The sequence below is a fragment of the Nocardia sp. NPDC055029 genome (genome assembly GCF_053608525.1).
The window spans coordinates 53,798-72,685 of record NZ_JBSGVQ010000034.1; the positions used below are offsets into that span (position 1 = coordinate 53,798).

Annotated in this window: 17 protein-coding genes and 1 pseudogene; 6 read left to right on the forward strand and 12 right to left on the reverse strand. The window is 69.8% G+C overall.

The window, feature by feature from the left end; translation table 11 throughout:
* Window positions 1–20: 20 nt before the first annotated feature.
* Window positions 21–740 carry a PP2C family protein-serine/threonine phosphatase gene (locus ACWF9G_RS25605; protein WP_379308290.1) on the forward strand — a complete coding sequence of 240 codons (720 nt, stop codon included), beginning with the start codon at window positions 21–23 and terminating at the stop codon, window positions 738–740.
* On the opposite strand, the gene ACWF9G_RS25610 is transcribed toward ACWF9G_RS25605, so the two are convergent.
* The 5 genes from ACWF9G_RS25610 to ACWF9G_RS25630 all read right to left on the reverse strand — a co-directional run bounded on the left by ACWF9G_RS25610 (window position 741) and on the right by ACWF9G_RS25630 (window position 3,786).
* A complete protein-coding gene (locus ACWF9G_RS25610; protein ID WP_452518389.1) occupies window positions 741–1,139 on the reverse strand; it encodes a helix-turn-helix domain-containing protein in 399 nt (132 codons plus the stop codon). It lies immediately after the preceding gene.
* Between the two features lie 131 nt (window positions 1,140–1,270).
* Window positions 1,271–1,537 (reverse strand): YciI family protein, encoded by a 267-nt coding sequence (locus ACWF9G_RS25615; RefSeq protein WP_379310269.1) that lies wholly within the window; start codon window positions 1,535–1,537, stop codon window positions 1,271–1,273.
* The gene (nusB, locus tag ACWF9G_RS25620) at window positions 1,534–2,049 is read right to left on the reverse strand and encodes a transcription antitermination factor NusB (protein ID WP_189023664.1); all 516 of its coding nucleotides are present in this window, start codon (window positions 2,047–2,049) and stop codon (window positions 1,534–1,536) included. The genes ACWF9G_RS25615 and nusB overlap by 4 nt, the downstream gene beginning before the upstream one ends.
* Window positions 2,050–2,051: 2 nt before the next feature.
* Window positions 2,052–2,615, reverse strand: a complete 564-nt coding sequence (gene efp, locus ACWF9G_RS25625; protein ID WP_379088395.1) for an elongation factor P — start codon at window positions 2,613–2,615, stop codon at window positions 2,052–2,054.
* Window positions 2,616–2,664: 49 nt separating this feature from the next.
* Window positions 2,665–3,786, reverse strand: a complete 1,122-nt coding sequence (locus tag ACWF9G_RS25630) for a M24 family metallopeptidase (protein WP_379310270.1) — start codon at window positions 3,784–3,786, stop codon at window positions 2,665–2,667.
* A 175-nt stretch (window positions 3,787–3,961) separates the two neighbouring features.
* Here ACWF9G_RS25630 and ACWF9G_RS25635 point away from each other — a divergent pair, with 175 nt between their 5' ends.
* The 4 genes and pseudogenes from ACWF9G_RS25635 to aroB all read left to right on the forward strand — a co-directional run bounded on the left by ACWF9G_RS25635 (window position 3,962) and on the right by aroB (window position 8,175).
* The gene (locus ACWF9G_RS25635; RefSeq protein ID WP_452518392.1) at window positions 3,962–4,429 is read left to right on the forward strand and encodes a prepilin peptidase; all 468 of its coding nucleotides are present in this window, start codon (window positions 3,962–3,964) and stop codon (window positions 4,427–4,429) included.
* Window positions 4,430–4,613: 184 nt separating this feature from the next.
* Complete coding sequence (gene aroC, locus ACWF9G_RS25640) at window positions 4,614–5,822, forward strand: chorismate synthase (protein WP_379310286.1); 1,209 nt, start codon at window positions 4,614–4,616, stop codon at window positions 5,820–5,822.
* 146 nt (window positions 5,823–5,968) lie between these two features.
* A pseudogene (locus tag ACWF9G_RS25645) lies at window positions 5,969–6,451 on the forward strand (shikimate kinase); the annotation flags it as partial.
* A 608-nt stretch (window positions 6,452–7,059) separates the two neighbouring features.
* Window positions 7,060–8,175, forward strand: coding sequence for a 3-dehydroquinate synthase (aroB, locus tag ACWF9G_RS25650; RefSeq protein ID WP_452518393.1), 1,116 nt, complete (start codon window positions 7,060–7,062; stop codon window positions 8,173–8,175).
* Between the two features lie 50 nt (window positions 8,176–8,225).
* On the opposite strand, the gene ACWF9G_RS25655 is transcribed toward aroB, so the two are convergent.
* From ACWF9G_RS25655 to ACWF9G_RS25680, 6 genes are all read right to left on the reverse strand, one after another.
* Entirely contained in the window at window positions 8,226–8,672 is a 447-nt protein-coding gene (locus ACWF9G_RS25655; protein WP_379310273.1) for a B-4DMT family transporter, read from the reverse strand.
* Between the two features lie 49 nt (window positions 8,673–8,721).
* Window positions 8,722–9,528 (reverse strand): shikimate dehydrogenase, encoded by an 807-nt coding sequence (locus tag ACWF9G_RS25660; RefSeq protein WP_452518395.1) that lies wholly within the window; start codon window positions 9,526–9,528, stop codon window positions 8,722–8,724.
* Entirely contained in the window at window positions 9,521–11,077 is a 1,557-nt protein-coding gene (locus ACWF9G_RS25665; RefSeq protein WP_452518397.1) for an endolytic transglycosylase MltG, read from the reverse strand. Before ACWF9G_RS25665 ends, ACWF9G_RS25660 begins: the two co-directional genes overlap by 8 nt.
* Window positions 11,074–11,640 carry a Holliday junction resolvase RuvX gene (ruvX, locus tag ACWF9G_RS25670; protein ID WP_379310276.1) on the reverse strand — a complete coding sequence of 189 codons (567 nt, stop codon included), beginning with the start codon at window positions 11,638–11,640 and terminating at the stop codon, window positions 11,074–11,076. The genes ACWF9G_RS25665 and ruvX overlap by 4 nt, the downstream gene beginning before the upstream one ends.
* Window positions 11,640–14,306 (reverse strand): alanine--tRNA ligase, encoded by a 2,667-nt coding sequence (gene alaS / locus ACWF9G_RS25675; RefSeq protein ID WP_379310277.1) that lies wholly within the window; start codon window positions 14,304–14,306, stop codon window positions 11,640–11,642. The genes ruvX and alaS overlap by 1 nt, the downstream gene beginning before the upstream one ends.
* Before the next feature lie 75 nt (window positions 14,307–14,381).
* Window positions 14,382–15,758: a replication-associated recombination protein A gene (locus ACWF9G_RS25680; RefSeq protein WP_452518425.1), complete on the reverse strand. Its 1,377-nt coding sequence runs from the start codon at window positions 15,756–15,758 to the stop codon at window positions 14,382–14,384.
* 86 nt (window positions 15,759–15,844) lie between these two features.
* Between ACWF9G_RS25680 and ACWF9G_RS25685 the strand changes: the two genes are divergently transcribed.
* On the forward strand, window positions 15,845–17,521 hold the full coding sequence (locus ACWF9G_RS25685; RefSeq protein WP_452518400.1) for an alkaline phosphatase D family protein: 1,677 nt from the start codon (window positions 15,845–15,847) through the stop codon (window positions 17,519–17,521).
* Between the two features lie 17 nt (window positions 17,522–17,538).
* Here the strand turns inward: ACWF9G_RS25685 and ACWF9G_RS25690 are convergent, their stop codons facing one another.
* On the reverse strand, window positions 17,539–18,798 hold the full coding sequence (locus ACWF9G_RS25690; protein WP_452518402.1) for an acyltransferase family protein: 1,260 nt from the start codon (window positions 18,796–18,798) through the stop codon (window positions 17,539–17,541).
* Between the last annotated feature and the right edge of the window lie 90 nt (window positions 18,799–18,888).

Below are 18,888 nucleotides of genomic sequence, written 5' to 3' on the forward strand. Positions count from 1 at the left end.
CACCGAACGAAGGTGTCCTCGTGAACACACAACTGACCCACGCGACACGCACTCATCGCGGCCTGGTCCGGGAGGGCAACGAAGACTCCGTCCATGCCGGGCCCCGTCTGCTGGCGCTGGCCGACGGGATGGGTGGCCACGCCGCGGGCGAAGTCGCCTCCGGACTGATGATCGCCGCGCTCCTGCCCCTCGAGCACGACCACGAGGGAGAACTGCTCGACCGTCTCGAGCAGGCTGTCCTGCGCGGCAACAACGCCATCGCCGAGCAGGCGGCCCGTTCGACCGAGCAGAGCGGCATGGGCACGACGCTCACCGCGATGCTGTTCGACGGCACCCGGTACGGGCTGGCACATGTCGGGGACTCCCGTGCCTACGTCCTGCGCGCCGGCGAACTATCCCAGATCACCCACGACGACACCTTCGTGCAAAGCCTCGTCGACGCGGGCCACATCACCGCCGAACAGGCCAGAACCCATCCTCGCCGGTCGCTGATCCTGCGCGCGCTCACCGGCGATCCGGTCACCCCGACGCTGGTGCTCGGCGATGCCGAACCCGGCGACCGATACCTGCTGTGCTCGGACGGATTGTCCGACGTGGTCACCGAGGAGAAGATCGCCCAGTTCCTGCGCTCGGCAGGCACCGTGGCCGGGTGCGCCGAGCAACTGGTCGAACTCGCCCTGCTCAACGGCGGCCCGGACAACGTCACCGTCGTCGTCGCCGATATCACCGCCGGCGACTGATCACAGGATCGGCAGGTCCGGTGGGAGCTGTATGGCGACCGCGATCAGCGAGTGCACGCGGGTGGCGATGATGTTGAGCAGTCCGTGGATCTCGACGGGCGCGGTCTCGGTGACGGTCTGCAGGTTCCGCAGATCGTCATCGAGGCGTGCGAGGACTTCGTTCATATCCCGGGGGCCGCTGTTGAGCGCGGTCGCGATCTCCTCCAGCGGTATGCCTTGCGCTTCGAGACGCTGGATGAGGTGGATGCGTTCGACATCGGCGGGGTTGTAGAGGCGGTAGTTGCCTGCGCTGCGTTGGGCAGGCGCGAGCAGACCGATGCCGGTGTAGTGATCGATTGTGCGCGTACTGACTTCGGCGCGGGCGGCGAGCTCACCGATCTTGAGCAAGGCTTCGGTCATCACGGCCTCCTTCCGCAGCAGAAGCTAACCATACAGCGGCACGTGCTACCGTCGCCAATGCCGAACCGGACGTCCGGTGAAACGGAGACAGCCGCGCATCCTCGAGGATGCGCGGCTGTAGTGGAGAGATTTCACGCCGAGACGGCGATCTCCCATTCGTAGATCGTCAGTTCCGACGCTCCGGTGGTGTGGACCGGGTCGCTGTGCGCGATTGCCGTTGCGGCGTCGAGGCTTTCGGCCAGGACGACGTAGGCGCCACCGGTGCCGTCGGTGAACCGGCCGCTCTCCTGCAGCTGGCCCTTGGCGAGCAGCTCCTGCAGGAACGCGCGGTGCGGTTCGACCACGGACTGGTCGAAATTCGGTGTGCGCATGACCATCACGAGGTACTTGTTCGTCACGACCGGTCCTCCGGCGCGGGACGCGCTGCCCTGGTGGCTGCCGCGGCGGCGCGCACCTGCGGCGCCACCTGTACGACCTGGCCGAGCACACCGTTCACGAACGACGGGGAGTCGTCGGTGGACAGCTCCTTGGCCAGCTCGACGGCCTCGTCGACCGCGACCACCGGGGGAACGTCGGTGGCGTGGAACAACTCCCACACCGCGATCCGCAGAATCGCCCGGTCGACGGCAGGCAGGCGGGACAGCGTCCAGTCCTGCAGGTAGCCCTCGATGGTGCCGTCGACGCGGTCCAGGTCGTCGGCGACGCCTTCGACCAGGACCGAGGTGTAGGCGTGCACGGGGGCCACGCTCTGGTCGCGGGTCGCGAGGTCAGCGCGTTCGGCGAGCAGATCGGAGACGTCGACATCGCGCGCCTCCGCCTCGAACAGCAGGTCGACGGCCCGGCGGCGCGCCTTGTGGCGCGCGCCCAGCTTCTTGAACGAGCCCTTCTTGTCTGCCGGCGAGTCCGTCACGATCAGGCGTTGACGCGGCCGAGGTAGCTGCCGTCGCGCGAGTCGATCTTCAGCTTGTCACCGGTGTTGATGAACAGCGGGACCTGGACCTCGGCGCCGGTCTCGAGGGTGGCGGGCTTGGTGCCACCGGTGGAGCGGTCGCCCTGCAGGCCGATGTCGGTGTGCTGCACGACGAGCTCGATCGTGACGGGGAGCTCGACGAACAGCGGCGCGTCCTCGTGCACGGCGACCTGCACGCCCATGTTCTCCAGCAGGAAGCGCGCACCCTGACCGATGGTGGCCTCCGGGATGGAGATCTGGTCGTAGGTGTCACCGTCCATGAAGATGTAGTCGGTGCCGTCGTGGTACAGGTAGGTCATGTCGCGACGGTCGACGGTCGCGGTCTCGACCTTGACGCCCGCGTTGAAGGTCTTGTCGACGACCTTGCCGGACACGACGTTCTTCAGCTTGGTCCGCACGAAGGCGGGGCCCTTACCCGGCTTCACGTGCTGGAATTCGACGATCTGCTGGAGCTGACCGTCGATCTTCAGCACAAGGCCGTTCTTGAAGTCGCTGGTGTCCGCCACTGTCCTCGGATCTCCTCGTTCGTTTACTGCGGTCTCTGGGGGACCGGCGTCACTCGACGACGGTCAGGTCCTTGCTGGTGAGGGTGAGCAGGTCCGGGACCCCTTCGCGCACCACGAGCGTGTCCTCGATCCGGACCCCGCCGCGGCCGGGAAGGTACACACCTGGTTCGACGGTCACCGCCACGCCAGCAAGAAGTGTACCGGTACTCGTTTTCGCCACTCCCGGCGCTTCGTGGATCTGCAGCCCGACCCCGTGTCCGAGGCCGTGCACGAACTGCGGGCCGTAACCCGCGTCCTCGATGACGACCCGGGCGGCCGCGTCGACCTCGGCGGTCTCGGCGCCCGGTTTCAGCGCCTCCCTGCCCGCCGCCTGCGAGCGGGCGACCAGTTCGTAGATCTCGCGCTGCCAGTCCTCGGGCGCACCGAGCACGAGCGTGCGGGTCATGTCGGAGTGGTAGCCGTCGACGACGGCGCCGAAGTCGAGTTTCACGAAGTCGCCGGTGGCCAGCACCGCGCCGGTCGGGCGGTGATGCGGAACGGCGGAGTTCACGCCTGCGGCGACGATCGTCTCGAACGAGACGGCTTCGGCGCCGTGCTCGAACATCGCCCATTCGAGGTCGCGGGCCACCTGGCGTTCGGTGCGGCCGGGCCGGATCAGGCCGCGCTCCAGCAGGCTCGCCAGGCCCGCGTCGGCCGCCGCGCAGGCCGCACGCAGCTGGGCGATCTCGTAGGGGTCCTTGACCATGCGCAACTGCTCGACCAGCCCGTTGGTCGGCACCAGTTGCAGCCCGGTCCGCTGCTCCTGGAACGACTGGTGTTCGGCGACGGTCACCACATGGCTCTCGAAGCCGACCCGGCCGAGCTGCCATTCCCCGCCCAGCTCGAGGATGCGGCGCGCGGTGGCCCGGGAGATCTCGGCCCGCAGATCGGGCACCTGCTGGGCCACCTGGGCGGAATAGCGGCCGTCGGTGCCGATGACGGTGCGGTCCTCGGCGCCACGCATGTCCCAGGAGTGCACGAGCAGCACGGCATTGGATCCGGTGAAGCCGGTCAGGTAGCGGATATTGACCAGATCGGTCACCAGCAGCGCGTCGACGCCATTCTCCACCAGCAGGTTACGCAGGGCGCCGCGTCGTGCCGCGTGATCGGGACCCGTGTAGTCAGCACACATGGGTCAACGCTACCGCCGAACGAGCGACACGTCGGCACCGAACCCGGCACTTTTCGCAGGGTGGACGCGTCTGTCGGCGTCGTAACTGGAGACGGTGTTGTCCACATCGCCCGGAGTTGTCCACATTCGCGGTCGAGGTCTCGATCCGGTGGCCAGGGCGCAGCACGATCAATCCATGACCACTGCCGCGTTCTGCCTGCTCATCGCCTGGTGCCTGCTGCTCGGCGTCCTCGATATCCATGCCCGTCGGCTCCCCAACGCGCTCACCGGCGCCGGTGCCGCCGCGGTGTTCCTGTATGCCCTGTGCACCGACAGCCTGGCGACGGCGGTGATCGGGGCCGCGTTGCTGACGATGCCGTACCTGGTCACCCATCTGCTCTCGCCCGCCGCGCTGGGCGCGGGCGACGTGAAACTCGCGGTGGGATTGGGCGCCGCCGCCGCGCTCGCCGGGCCGCCCGCCTGGGTGTGGGCCGCGATCGCCGCACCGCTGCTCACCGCGACGGCCGCGGCGGTGGTGCTGGGCAGCCACTGGCTGCGTTCGGTGCTGGGACATGTAGACGCACGGTCGGCGCCGTCCCGGCGCGTCGTGCCGCACGGTCCGGCCATGTGCCTGGCCACCGTGACCGCGATGGCGCTGGCATGACCACCGCGACGCGCCGAACCGATCACGCACCTGGCGCGGGCACCCGATGACGTTCCGGAGCGGGTCGATGCAGCACGATCGGGCCGGTGGCCGCCATCGCGCTGCCCCGCGCACCACCGACGTGCCGCTCGTCACGTCGGACCGCGTGCCCGCCTACGCGCGTCGACATGGGAAGATGGTCGGCGTGTTGCGCTGGATAACTGCCGGAGAATCCCATGGTCCCGCTCTCGTTGCCCTCCTGGAAGGGATGGTCGCCGGAGTCGAGGTGACATCGGACGATGTCTCCGCACAGCTCGCGCGCCGTCGGCTCGGTTACGGGCGCGGCGCCCGGATGAAGTTCGAGGCCGACAAGGTCACGCTGGTCGGTGGGGTGCGCCACGGCCGGACCATGGGTGGTCCGGTCGCGATCGAGATCGCCAATTCCGAGTGGCCCAAGTGGACCGAGGTGATGTCGGCCGACCCGGTCGACGAGGCCGAGCTCGCCGGAATGGCACGCAACGCGCCGCTCACCCGTCCGCGCCCCGGGCATGCCGACTACTCCGGCATGCTCAAGTACAACTTCGACGATGCCCGGCCGATCCTCGAGCGGGCCAGCGCGCGCGAGACCGCGGCCCGCGTCGCGGCGGGCACCGTCGCCCGTAACTTCCTGCGCCAGGCCTTCGGCGTCGAGGTGATCTCGCATGTGGTGTCCATCGGCACCGCGGCCAACACCACCGGTGTCATCCCCGGCCCGCGCGATCTCGACGCGATCGATGCCAGCCCGGTCCGCGCGTTCGACGCCGACGCCGAAGCGGCCATGATCGCCGAGATCGAGGCGGCCAAGAAGGACGGCGACACCCTCGGCGGCGTCGTCGAGGTGATCGTCGACGGCCTGCCCATCGGGCTCGGTTCGTTCACCAGCGGCGAGCAGCGGCTCGATTCGCGCCTGGCCGCTGCCCTCATGGGCATCCAGGCGATCAAGGGCGTCGAGGTGGGCGACGGTTTCGAGACCGCGCGCAGGCGGGGCAGCCAGGCACACGACGAGATGCGTCCCGGCCCCGACGGCGTGCTGCGCTCGACCAACCGGGCAGGCGGCCTCGAGGGCGGCATGACCAACGGCGAAGCCCTGCGGGTACGTGCCGCGATGAAGCCGATCTCGACCGTGCCGCGCGCGCTGGCGACCGTCGACATGTCCAGCGGCGAGGAAGCCGTCGCCATCCACCAGCGCTCCGACGTGTGCGCGGTGCCCGCCGCGGGCGTGGTCGCCGAATCGATGGTGGCGCTGGTGCTGGCGCAGGCCGCGCTGGAGAAGTTCGGCGGCGACTCGCTGACCGAGACCCTCGACAACATCACCAGTTACGTCAAGCGGATCGGCAACCGCCCGCACGTGCCCGCGGACAGCCGCACGTCGTGACCGGGCAGGGGCAGGAGGGGGCCGCGGAGGACAACGACGCGGGCCCCCCATCGACTGTCGGCACCGAAGGGTCCGTCGGCGACTCGCCCAGCACGGTCGGCGAGACCACGAACACCGAGCAGGCGGCCGCACCTCGCGCGCGCGTCGTGCTGGTCGGGCCGCCCGGCTCGGGCAAGTCGACGATCGGGCGCAAGCTGGCCAGGGAACTCGGGGTCGAGCTCTACGACACCGACGCGGGCATCGAGGCCGACACCGGCCGCACCATTCCCGAGATCTTCGCCACCGACGGCGAGCCGGAGTTCCGCCGGATCGAGGAGGAGGTGGTGCGCCGGGCCGTGCTCGAACACGACGGCGTCGTCTCTCTCGGCGGCGGGTCGGTGCTGTCGGCGCAGACCCGCGAGGTGCTGCGCGCGGCGACCGTGGTCTACCTGGAAATCAGTGTGGGCGAAGGACTTCGGCGCACCGGTTCGAGCAACGCCAGGCCGCTGCTCAACGGCACCGATCCCGGCGCCAAGTACCGCGAGCTGATGCGCATCCGGCGCCCGCTCTACCGCGAGGTGGCCACGGTCCGGGTGCGTACCGACGGGCGCAGTCCCGGCCGGGTGGTGCGGATGATCCTGGCCAAACTCGGCCTGGAATCGGTGCGCACCGACCTCGAGGCCGAGCGCACCGCCGGTGGAACCGGCTCCGCCGCTTCGGGTTCGGTCACCAGCAGGCCCGGTATCGGCAGCAACCGGTCAAGGGCGCGGCGACGCGCCAGGGCGCGCGCCGCGGCCGCCCGCAGGGCGAACGAGCAGAACGCGATCGACCGGACCGGTTCGGCGACAACACGATCCGGAACCGACACCGCACAGGCCGGTGACGCCACAGCCACCCGAGGCAGCACACCGCAGGGTGAGACCGCCGGTGCACGGACGACCGGTACCCGACGGTCGCGGCGGACCAGATCCCGTCGTGGCGGTGTCCGCATCCGCTCGGCCGCGGGGACGAACCGCGACGCCGACGGCAGGGCGGCAACGCGCGCGGCGGGCACCGAGCAGTCCGGTGCGGCATCGCCGGATCGCCCGGCGGGCCAGCGCACCGGCACACCGGCGCCGACCGGGCAGCGGACCGGAGCCGGCCAGCCCGGCGAGGCCGACCGCGCGGCGACGCAGGCCGATCGCGCGCGGCGCAACAGGCCGCGGCGACGCGGCGGCAGACGCAAGAACAACGACCAGAAAGAATCGGAGCAGCGCACGTGACAGAGCCGACCACCATCCAGGTCCGCACCGCCGACCCGTACCCGGTGATCATCGGCCGCGGGCTGCTCGGCGACCTCGTCGAGGCGGTCACCGCGGGCAACGCCGTGCGGACCGTGGCGATCTTCCATCAGCCGCCGCTGGCCGAAACCGCCGAGGTGGTGCGCAAAGCACTGGCCGACACCGGGATCGACGCGCACCGCATCGAGATCCCCGATGCCGAGGACGGCAAGGACCTGGCCGTGGCCGGGTTCTGCTGGGAGGTGCTCGGCCGGATCGGGCTGACCCGCAACGATGCCATCGTGAGCCTCGGCGGCGGCGCGGCCACCGACCTGGCCGGCTTCGTGGCCGCCACCTGGATGCGCGGCGTGCGCATCGTGCACGTGCCGACCACGCTGCTGGCAATGGTCGACGCGGCGGTCGGCGGCAAGACCGGCATCAACACCGAGGCGGGCAAGAACCTCGTCGGCAGCTTCCACGAGCCCAGCGCCGTGCTGGTCGACCTCGCCACCCTCGAGACGGTCCCCCGCAACGAGATCGTGGCGGGCATGGCCGAGATCATCAAGGCGGGCTTCATCGCCGACCCGGCGATCCTCGACCTCATCGAGGCCGACCCGGAGGCCGCCCTCGATCCCACCGGTGACGTGCTGCCGGAACTGATCCGGCGGGCCATCCAGGTCAAGGCCGACGTCGTCGCGGCCGACCTCAAGGAGTCGAGCCTGCGCGAGATCCTGAACTACGGGCACACCCTCGGCCACGCCGTGGAGCGCCGCGAGCGCTACCGCTGGCGCCACGGCGCCGCCGTGTCCGTCGGCCTGGTCTTCGCGGCCGAGCTGGGCAGGCTGGCTGGTCGTCTCGACGACGCCACCGCCGACCGGCATCGCACCATCCTGGAGAGCGTCGGCCTGCCGGTCACCTACGACGGTGACGCGCTGCCGCAGCTGATGGACGCGATGCAGACCGACAAGAAGACCCGCTCGGGTGTGCTGCGTTTCGTGGTGCTCGACGGCCTGGCCAAGCCCGGCCGCCTCGAAGGACCGGATCCGTCGCTGCTGGCGGCGGCCTACTCGGCGATCGCCCGCGAAGGCTCCACCGGCGGTCCCATCCTGCTCTGAGACGTGTCGTGCCCGGCAGGAAAACCTGCCGGGCACGAACACCACGGGTCTCAGGTGGCGGGCGCGAACTCCGGTTCGGTGACGGGAGCAGCGGATTCGGTGGTGCGCCGCGCGCGGCGGCGACCGAACGCGACACCGGCCAGCGCGGGCAGGAAGATCAGCAGCATGATGAACGAGGCCGCGGACGTCAGCTCGAACAGCGCCCCTGCATCGCCGAGTTCGATCCCCGGCACCTGATCGAGTACCCAGCACACCGCGCCGCTGGCGAGCCCGGCGACGGCGCCCGCGGCCAGCCAGCGCACGGTGAGATCGGCGGCACTACCCGAACGGCCGTCGCGCACGCCCCAGGCGACGACGACGGCCACGATCACCACGAGGCAGCCCGCCCGCCAGATCGTGCCGTAGGTCGGCGCGGACGCCATCGCGAATCCGAGCAGCAGCCGTAAGGCGACGACCAACGCGCCGAGAACGGTGGCTCGCAACACCCAAGCGGTCATGAGCAACACCTTAACCGGTAAAAACTAGAACAGGTATCAATTCTGCGGATCAGGCGAGCGCCGCGGCCATCTCCGCGCGCGGCGCGGGCAGACCGGTGAACTGCTCGACCTGACCGTAGGCCTGGTTCAGCAGCATCTGCAGCCCGCTGACGACCGTGTGCCCGGCCGCCTCGACCGCGGCGGCCAGCGGGGTCGGCCACGGGTTGTAGATCGCGTCGAGGACCACCGGCGCGACGGCGACGGCCTCGGCGACAGCGGCAGCCGCCTCGGCGGGCACGGTGCTCACGACGGCCCCCGCCGACGCGCACACCGCGCGCACCCGCTCCGCGTCGAGCGGCACGACCGACGGCCGCATGCCGAGCTGTTCGGCCAGCGCCACCGCACTGCGGGCCCGGCCGGCATCGCGCGCGACCACGGTGACCGTCTTCGCGCCCAGTTCCGACAACGCGAGCAGCGCGGGTCGTGCCGTGCCGCCGGCACCGAGCACCACCGCCTCGTCGATCGCCTCGACACCGCCGCCGCGCAGGGCGCCGAACACGCCGTCGACGTCGGTGCAGTCCGCCCGCCAGCCGGTCTCGGTGCGGACCAGGGTGTTGGCCGAGCCGACCAGCACGGCCCGCTCGGTGCGCTCGGCGGCGAAGGCCAGCGCCGCTTCCTTGCCCGGCATGGTCACCGACAGCCCCACCCATTCCGGGCCGAGGCCGCCGACGAGTCCGGGCAGCTGCGCGGCATCGCATTCGACGCGCTCGTAGGTCCAGTCCAGGCCGAGGGCGCGGTAGGCGGCCAGATGCAGCTGGGGCGAACGCGAGTGCGCGATCGGCTTGCCGAGCACCGCCGCCTTGCGACGCTCAGCCACCGTAGGGCTTGGAGCTGTCGAGGATGCCGCTGCGCTGCGCCTGGGTGACCAGTCGCAGGTGTTCCTGATAGCTGTCGGTGAACAGGGTGGTGCCCTCCTTGTCGACGGTGACGAAGTACAGCCACTCCCCCGGCTCCGGATTCTCCATGGCCCGCAACGCGTCCAGCGACGGTGCCGAGATCGGAGTCACGGGCAGGCCCTGCATCGCGTAGGTGTTCCACGCGGTTTCCCTGGCGCGGTCGGCGTTGGTGGTCGCCACCTCGGTGGTGTCGAGGGTGTAGTTCACCGTCGAGTCGAACTGCAGCATCTGGTCGACCTTCAGCCGATTCACGATCACCCTGGCCACTTTGCCCATGTCCTGCGGCTTCGCCTCACGCTCCACCAGGGAGGCGGCGATCAGGGTCTGGTACGGCGTCAGGCTCGTGGTGAGGCCCGACTGCAGCAGTCCGGTCGACTCGTAGCGCTGCACGCTCGAGGTCACCAACTGCCGCAGGATCTGCTGCGGGGTCCCGCTCGGGTCGAAGTCCCAGTTGCCCGCCGCGATCAGACCTTCGAGCTGCCTGGAGCGGTCCGGGGATTCCCGCACGCCCTTCATCGCCCATTCGGGCACGCCGAGTCCGGCCAGGTCCATACTCTGGCCCGCGGCGTCGAGCTGTTCGTAGGTCACGCATTTCTTGTCGGTGCCGTAGCAACTGGCCTGGGCGACCTTGCGGTAGATGCCGTCGTAGCGCCCACCGGTGTTCGCGTCGTGCTTGTCGTGCAGCAACCGGCCCTCGGAGACGGTCACGTTGCCGACTCGCGACTTCCCGCCGACCAGCGTGGCGACGGCGTCGGCGGCCGGGCTGTTCACGCCGACCGCGTAGTACCCGGGCTGCACGCTGTTCATCCCCGCGTTCCGCACGGCCGCTTCGTAGAAGGCTTCGCGGCTGGCGACCACACCCCGATCGTGCATGGCGCCGGCGATCTGCGTCGCGGTGTCACCGGAGTGCACCTGGACGACGACGAGCGCACCGGCAGGGCCCGCGAAATCCGCGGGCGGGGCGAAGCTGCTCATCAGCTTGTAGCCGGCGAAACCGGCGGCGGAGACGAACAGCACGACCAGCACCGCGCCGACCGCCCAGAGGTTGCGGCGGCGACGTTTCCGCTCGGCCGCCTTGCGCGAGGCGATCCGCGATCGCTTGCTCCGCCCCGAGGTCGCCTTGCTGCGGCCCGAGGCCTCCTTGCCCCGGCCAGAGGCCTCTGTGCCCCGCACACGGTCGGCCTTGGGACCTCCGGCAGCGCCCGCCCGGCCCGCGGGTGGACGCCGACGGGGTGCCGCAGCGGCCGGTTCCGGTTCCGGCTCGGGCTCCGGCTCGTCGTCGTAGACCTCGTCCTCGTAGCGCGGGATGACATCGGTGCCGTCCTCGTCGTCCCAGCCGGGGGGCTCGGCCGCTGGCGGCTCGTCGCGCGCCGTGCGGGCGTCCAGGCCCCAGTCGTCGCGCCGGGGGTAGCGCCGATCAGCTTCCCGCGCCCGGTAGCGTTCCTCGGCCCTGGCCCATCGGTCGGTCATGCATCGTCTCCGACCACGCTCGCCGTGTCTGCTGCGTCCTTCAACACCGAACTCCGCTCGTCCAACCATCCTTGCAGGATCGACACGGCTGCCGCCTGGTCGATCACCTGCCGCTGGCCACGTGCGCGAACTCCGCTGTCGCGCAGCGCACGTGCAGCAGACACCGTAGTCAAACGTTCGTCGGAAAGGCGTATCGGAATCGGGTCGATCACCCGGCGCAACTCGCGGGCAAACTTGCGCGCGATGGTGGCCGCTGTTCCGTTTTCACCGCGCAACGTGCGCGGGAGCCCGATGATAACCTCGACGGCTTCGTACTCCTGCACGATGTCGGCAATTCTTTTGATGTCGGCGGGTGGACCGGCCGCGCGCCCACCGGATTTCGCCGGTTTGGCGCGCGGCACGGTCTCCACCGGAGTCGCGAGTATACCGTCGGGGTCGCTCGACGCGACCCCGATCCGCACGCTGCCGACATCGATGGCGATGCGACGGCCCCGTCCGGGGTCGGTCGCCGCGTCCGGACGGTCGGCCGGGTCCTGTTCGGCTGGACCAGCAGTGGCTGGCATCAGCCGGCGAGTTCGGCCACCCGGGCACGGACCGCGGCCAGACCGGCCGGGATACCCGACGGATCCGAACCCGAGCCCTGCGCCATCTCCGGCTTGCCGCCACCGCGACCGGCGATGCTCGGGCCGAAGCTGCCGACCAGATCGCCCGCCTTGATGCCGAGATCCTGGGCCGCCTTGTTGACCGACACCACGAACGGCGCCTTGCCGTCGGTGTTGCCGAGCAGCACGACCACCGCGGGGTCGCTGCCGAACCGGCCACGGATGTCGGTGGCCAGGGTGCGCAGGTCGCCGGCGGCGACGCCCTCGGGCGCCGCGGCGGCGACCAGCAGCAGCGAGCCGATCCGCTCGGCCTGCTCGACGAACGTGCCCGCCGAGGACAGCACCGCGGCGATCTTGGTGCGCTCGAGTTCCTTCTCGGCCACCTTGAGCCGCTCCACGAGCTGCTCGACGCGGCCGGGCACCTCGTCCGAGGGCACCTTCAGCGAGGACGCGACACCGGCCAGCAGCGCGCGCTCCTTGGCCAGGTACCGGTAGGAGTCCAGGCCGACGAAGGCCTCGACGCGACGCACACCCGAACCGACCGAGGACTCACCGAGCACGGTGATCGGGCCGATCTGCGAGCTGTGCTCGACGTGCGTGCCACCGCACAGCTCCATCGAGAACGGGCCGCCGATCTCCACGACGCGCACCTCGTCGCCGTAGTTCTCGCCGAAGAGGGCCATCGCACCCATCTTCTTGGCGTTGGGCAGGTCGGTGACGAAGGTGTTCACCGGGAAGTTCGCACCGACAGCGTCATTGGAGACGGCCTCGATGTCGGCCTTCTGCTGGTCGGTCAGCGCACCCTGCCAGTTGAAGTCGAAACGCAGGTAGCCCGGCTTGTTCAGCGAGCCTGCCTGCACGGCGTTGGGACCGAGCACCTGACGCAGCGCCGCATGGACCATGTGCGTGCCGGAGTGGCCCTGGGTGGCGCCCTTGCGCCACGCCGGATCGGCCTGCGCGAGCACGACATCGCCCTCGGTGATCTGGCCCTGCTCGACGGTGGCCTTGTGCACCCACAGCTTCTTGGCGATCTTCTGCACGTCGTTGATGCGCAGCTTCAGACCGGAGGCGGTGATGGTGCCGCGGTCGGCGATCTGGCCACCGGCCTCGGCGTAGAGCGGGCTGCGATCGAGGATGACCTCGACGTCATGACCGGCCTGCGCGGCGGGCACCCGCACGCCGTCGGCGATCAGGGCCAGTACCTTCGCCTCGGAGGTGAGCTCGTCGAAGCCGGTGAACTCGGTGGCGCCGCGGTCGACCAGTTCCTTGTAGACGGTCAGGTCGGCGTGCGCGTGCTTGCGGGCCTGGGCGTCGTCCTTGGCGCGCTTGCGCTGCTCGGCCATGAGCGAGCGGAAGCCTTCCTCGTCCACCGAAAGGCCCGCCTCGGCGGCCATTTCGAGGGTGAGGTCGATCGGGAAGCCGTAGGTGTCGTGCAGCGCGAAGGCGTCCGAACCGGTGATCTGCTTGCCGCCCTTGGACTTCACCGCGGTGGCGGCATTGTCGAAGAGGGTCTCACCGGTGTTCAGGGTCTTCAGGAAGGCGGTCTCCTCGCCGACCGCGACGGTTTCGATGCGGGCGAAGTCGGTGCCGAGTTCCGGGTACGACGGCGACATCAGGTCGGAGACGACCTTCATCAGCTCGGCCATCACCGGCTTCTCGGCGCCGAGCAGGCGGGCCGAGCGCACGATGCGGCGCAGCAGGCGGCGCAGCACGTAGCCGCGGCCGTCGTTGCCGGGGTTCACGCCGTCGGCGATCAGCATCGCCGAGCTGCGGACATGGTCGGCGATGACGCGGAAACGCACGTCGTCGGCGTGCTCGACGCCGTAGGAACGGCCGGTCAGCTCCTCGGCCTTGTCGATGATCGGGCGCAGCAGATCGGTCTCGTAGACGTTCTCCACACCCTGCAGGAGCATGGCGACGCGCTCGACGCCCATCCCGGTGTCGATGTTCTTCCTCGGCAGCGAACCGACCGGCGGGTGACCCAGCTTGGGGCTCAGCTCACCGCGGATGTCCTGCATGAAGACCAGGTTCCAGATCTCGAGGTAGCGATCCTCGTCGGCGACCGGGCCGCCTTCCTTGCCGTAGGCGGGGCCGCGGTCGTAGTAGATCTCCGAACAGGGGCCACCGGGACCGGGCACGCCCATGTCCCAGTAGTTGTCCTTGCCGTCGCGGAACTGGATTCGCTCCTTCGGGATTCCGGCGACGCGATGCCAGATCTCGGCGGCCTCCGGGTCCGACTCGTAGGCGGTCACCCAGATGCGCTCGGGATCGAAGCCGAAGCCGCCCTCCTCCTGGGACTTGGAGATCAGCTCCCAGGCAAGGGTGATGGCACCCTCCTTGAAGTAGTCGCCGAAGGAGAAGTTGCCCGCCATCTGGAAGAACGTGTTGTGCCGGGTGGTGACGCCGACCTCGTCGATGTCACCGGTGCGCACGCACTTCTGCACGCTCGTCGCGCGCGAGTACGGCGGCGCCTCCTGCCCCAGGAAATACGGCTTGAACTGGACCATGCCTGCGTTGACGAACAGCAGGTTGGGGTCGGCCAGGATCAGCGAGGCACTGGGCACCTCGGTGTGTCCGGCACGGACGAAATGGTCCAGGAAACGCCGTCTAATCTCGTGGGTCTGCACAGCAGTCCAGCTTACCGCCTGCATTCCACCTGTTTTCCGCCGGAGTCCGTGGTCTCGGTGACACCGTGCGCGGGGCTACTTCCCGCGGATGATGCGGCGCAGTTTGCCGAGCCTGCCGCCGACCTCGCGCTCGAAACCGTGGTCGGTCGGCTGGTAGTAGTCCGTGCCGACCAGGTCGTCGGGCGGGTACTGCTGGGCGAGCACACCCTCGCGGGCGTTGTGCGGGAACTTGTAGCCCTTGGCGTTGCCGAGGGCGGCGGCACCGGCGTAGTGGCCGTCGCGCAGATGCGGTGGCACCGCGCCCGCCTTGCCCGCGGCGATGTCGGCCATGGCGGCGCCGAGCGCCGAGGTCACCGCACCGGACTTGGGCGCGGTGGCGAGGTGGATGGTGGCCTGGGCCAGGGCCAGTTTGGCCTCGGGCAGGCCGACCAGCTGCACCACCTGGGCGGCGGCGGTGGCGGTCTGCAGGGCCATCGGGTCGGCCATGCCGATGTCCTCGCTGGCGTGGATCATCAGGCGACGGGCGATGAAGCGGGGGTCCTCGCCCGCGGTGAGCATCCGCGCCAGGTAGTGCAGGGCCGCGTCGACGTCGGAGCCGCGGATGGACTTGATGAAGGCGCTGATCACGTCGTAGTGCTGATCGCCCGCGCGGTCGTAGCGCACGGCGGCCTTGTCGACGCTGGCCTCGACCAGTTCGACGTCGACCGTGCCGTCGAGCGAGGACTCGGCCGAGGCTTCCAGCGCGGTCAGCGCGCGCCGCGCGTCACCGCCCGCGATGCGCACGAGGTGGTCGAGCGCGTCGTCGGTGACCTTGTACTCGCCCGCCAGCCCGCGTGGATCGGCGATCGCGCGATCGAGGACCTGCCGGATGTCCGCGGGCGTGAGCGACTGCAGCTGTAGCACCAGCGAGCGCGACAGCAGCGGTGACACCACGGAGAACGACGGGTTCTCCGTGGTCGCGCCGACGAGCAGCACGATCCGGTTCTCGACCGCGGCCAGCAGCGCGTCCTGCTGGGTCTTGGAGAATCGGTGCACCTCGTCGATGAACAGGACGGTCTGCTCCCCCACCGACAGCCTGCGGCGCGCCACGTCGATGACGGCACGGACTTCCTTGACCCCCGCCGACAGGGCCGACAGCGCCTCGAACCGGCGGCCGGTGGCCTGCGACAACAGCGAGGCCAGGGTGGTCTTGCCGGTGCCAGGCGGGCCGTAGAGCAGCACCGAGGCCGCGCCCGAGCCCTCGACCAGGCGGCGCAGCGGCGAGCCGGGACCGAGCAGATGCTGCTGGCCGATCACCTCGTCCAGCGACTGCGGCCGCATCCGGACCGCCAGCGGCGCACCGGGGTCGCGCCGGACCACCGCGTCGAGACCGTGCTCGGGCGCGGCGCGTTCTCCGGGCACGTCGAACAGGCTCTCGCTCACGTCGAGCAGGGTACCGACGCGGTCGGACAGGTTCGCGGCGGCGGAGGCGGCCCGACCAAAAATTGAACGATCGACCAACTTTACGAACAAGACTTGCGCGTAAGCCGGTTCGTGGGATGAGATCGCTCCTCGTGGTCGAAAACAACGCCGTCATCACCTCCGCGACAGGGCAGTTCGCCCGGCGCACCCTGTTCAAAGGCGGGACGGCGGCGGCCGCGGTCGTGGTGCTGAGTTCCGCGACGGCGCACGCGGCGAGCGCGGTATTCCGCCATGGTGTCGCCTCCGGTGACCCGCTGCCCGGCGCGGTGATCCTGTGGACTCGCGTCAGCGTCGCCGACGACGCCACCCCCGGCTCCGGCCTGGGCGCCCCCGCGACGGTCCGCTGGGAGATCTCCGCGAACGAGTCCTTCGCCGGCATCGCCGCCTCGGGCACGGTGACCACCACCGCCGATACCGACCACATCGTGAAGGTCGACGCGACCGGCCTGGCGCCCGCCACCGACTACTTCTACCGCTTCACCGCCCTCGGCGAGACGTCCCCGGTCGGCCGCACCCGGACCGCGCCCGCGAACGACAGCGACATCGAGCGGCTACGTCTTGGCCTTGTCTCCTGCTCCAACTGGGAAGCGGGCTGGTTCGGGTCCTACCGGCACCTGGCCGCCCGCACCGACCTGGACGCGGTCGTGCACCTGGGCGACTACCTCTACGAGTACGGCCGCGGCAAGTACACCGGGCGCGGCGGCGCGGTGCGCGCGCACGAGCCCGCCAATGAGATCGTCACCCTCGCCGATTACCGCACCAGGCACGGCCAGTACAAGACCGACCCCGACCTGATGGCGCTGCACGCGTCGGTGCCGTTCATCTGCACCTGGGACGATCACGAGTCGGCCGACAACTCCTGGCGCGACGGCTCGGAGAACCACGATCCGGCCGTGCGCGGTCCGTGGAGCGCCCGCCGCGCGGCCTCCGCGCAGGCCTACCTGGAGTGGATGCCGGTGCGCGCCACCCGCACCGGCACCGAGGTGCAGATCTACCGCAGGCTGCGGTTCGGCACCCTCGCCGAACTGTCGATGCTGGACCTGCGCAGCTACCGCGACCACGAGGCGGGCCCCGGCGCCGGCTGGCGCAACGCCGACGACCCGGCCCGCACCATCACCGGCCGCGCCCAGATGGACTGGCTGACCGCGGGCCTGACCTCCTCCCCCGCGCAGTGGAAGCTGATCGGCAACTCGGTGATGGTCGCGCCGCTGGTGTTCCCGCCGCTGGAACCGGCGACCACCCAGGCGATCACCGAGGCGCTCGGCATCCCGCAGGGCGGCCTGACCGTCAACGGCGACCAGTGGGACGGCTACACCGCCGACCGGCACACCCTGTTCCGGACCATCGCCGACAACAAGGTGGGCGACGTCGTGTTCCTCACCGGCGACATCCACACCTCCTGGGCCGCCGATCTGCCGCTCAGCGCCGCCGACTATCCCGGCGGTCCCACGGTCGGCGCCGAGTTCGTCATCCCGTCGGTGACCTCCTCCAGCGTCGGTGACCTGCTGAAGATGCCGCCGCGCACCGCGTCGGTTCCGGCCGAAGAGGCCATCAAGGCGGCCAATCACCACCTGCGCTACACCGAACTCGACTCGCACGGTTTCGGCGTGCTCGAGGTGACTCCGGCGCAGACGCAGATGGACTGGTTCTACGTCGCCGATGTCACCGACCCGGCGACCGGCGTGCGGCACGGCGTGTCGTTCGCCGTCCCGGCGGGTGGGCGCGTCGAACCGAGGCCGACCCCGCTGGACTGAGCACGTCGCCGGGGAAACTACGCCGCAGCGCCTCGCTGAATCGACAGCCGGCCCAGGATCACCATTCCCCCGGCGAACATGAGCAACGCCGGCACAGTCAGCGCACCGGAAGATCCGAGCCCGGAAAACGTCCAGAAACACAGCGGAAGGAACGCTGCCATCCAGCCGACCGAGACCAGGCCCGGACGCACCCGGATATCACTGCCGAGACCCCGGTAGACAGCACCGACGAGCCGATTCTGCACGGGCCGGACAGCTGCCAGCACGACCATCATCACGGCGGCCAGCACAGTGAGCCACACGGAACGCTGCAACCACCATCCGCCCGAACCGACAGTGAACTCCGGCGCGATTCCGGTCGACAACAACAGCGTCCCCACCGTGACAACCGGGACGAAGTTCCACAGGTACACGGTCATACTCGATGCCGAGATCGCGCGAACTCTCGCCCAGACAGCCTGCCGGGCCAGCAGCCCGCGCAGCGCGGGCGCGATCAGCAGAACTACCCCGACCTGAGCAACGGCGAAGAAGAGAAAAGCCGCCGACGGCGGGTTGGTGTTGCCGACTTCCTGGGTGGAAACCATGAGCATGCACAACGGGTACACGTCGAACCAGACGAGCGCGGTGTAGGCGGTCGCGCCGAGAATCGCCATACCGGCCAGGTGGCGAACGCTCAGCCGCCGCTGGTACCACGAGAAGCCGAGAGCAAAGATCGCCCCCCAGACCATCAGGCCGCCGATCAGCCCCAGAACGTACACATCCAGGCGAACGGCGGCATAGTCGATCGCGGCACCGGCACCACCGAGCACGATCGGCAGCGACAAACCCCATCGGATGTGCGCGGCGAACAGCCACGGCGTCAGGGTCGAGACGACCAGATAGACCGGCAGGAACCAGAAATGCGACGCCAGCAACCAGCGGACATCCGCGCGAATGCCGGCATTCAGCCCGAGCGCGCCGGCAAGAGCAAGAATCGGGATCGCGATACCGACGTACAGGGCAGTCGGCACGAGCAGGCGAAGCGCCCGGCTGTGCGCCCACTCCGCGGATTCGCGCTTCCTCCTTGTCCACGAGTGGGCCGCGGTGAATCCGCCGGCAAGAAAGAACAGCGGCATCACCTGCATGCCGAGTGTCAGCCACTGTGTCCAGGGAATCAGCAGGAGAATCTCCGGCACGACGAGCTCGCCGTCCTGGTACTCCGGTGCGATGACGAGCCAGTGTCCTACGCAGACAACAACTATCGACACCGCGCGCAGGAAATCGACGAACCGATCCATGTCCGGCTCGGGACCAGCTGCCGAATCCCGGCGCGATGCAGGCGATGGTGCGGCAACAGATCGGTCGTCCATGGAAATCCTCGCACAGCT

Excerpts from the sequence above, each read along its gene's own strand:
- ACWF9G_RS25610 (WP_452518389.1), bottom strand. The coding sequence starts at position 1,139 with ATGACCGAAGCCTTGCTCAAGATCGGTGAGCTCGCCGCCCGCGCCGAA.
- ACWF9G_RS25630 (WP_379310270.1), bottom strand. The coding sequence starts at position 3,786 with ATGTGTGCTGACTACACGGGTCCCGATCACGCGGCACGACGCGGCGCC.
- ACWF9G_RS25635 (WP_452518392.1), top strand. The coding sequence starts at position 3,962 with ATGACCACTGCCGCGTTCTGCCTGCTCATCGCCTGGTGCCTGCTGCTC.
- ACWF9G_RS25655 (WP_379310273.1), bottom strand. The coding sequence starts at position 8,672 with ATGACCGCTTGGGTGTTGCGAGCCACCGTTCTCGGCGCGTTGGTCGTC.
- ACWF9G_RS25665 (WP_452518397.1), bottom strand. The coding sequence starts at position 11,077 with ATGACCGACCGATGGGCCAGGGCCGAGGAACGCTACCGGGCGCGGGAA.
- ruvX (WP_379310276.1), bottom strand. The coding sequence starts at position 11,640 with ATGCCAGCCACTGCTGGTCCAGCCGAACAGGACCCGGCCGACCGTCCG.
- ACWF9G_RS25685 (WP_452518400.1), top strand. The coding sequence starts at position 15,845 with ATGAGATCGCTCCTCGTGGTCGAAAACAACGCCGTCATCACCTCCGCG.
- ACWF9G_RS25690 (WP_452518402.1), bottom strand. The coding sequence starts at position 18,798 with ATGGATCGGTTCGTCGATTTCCTGCGCGCGGTGTCGATAGTTGTTGTC.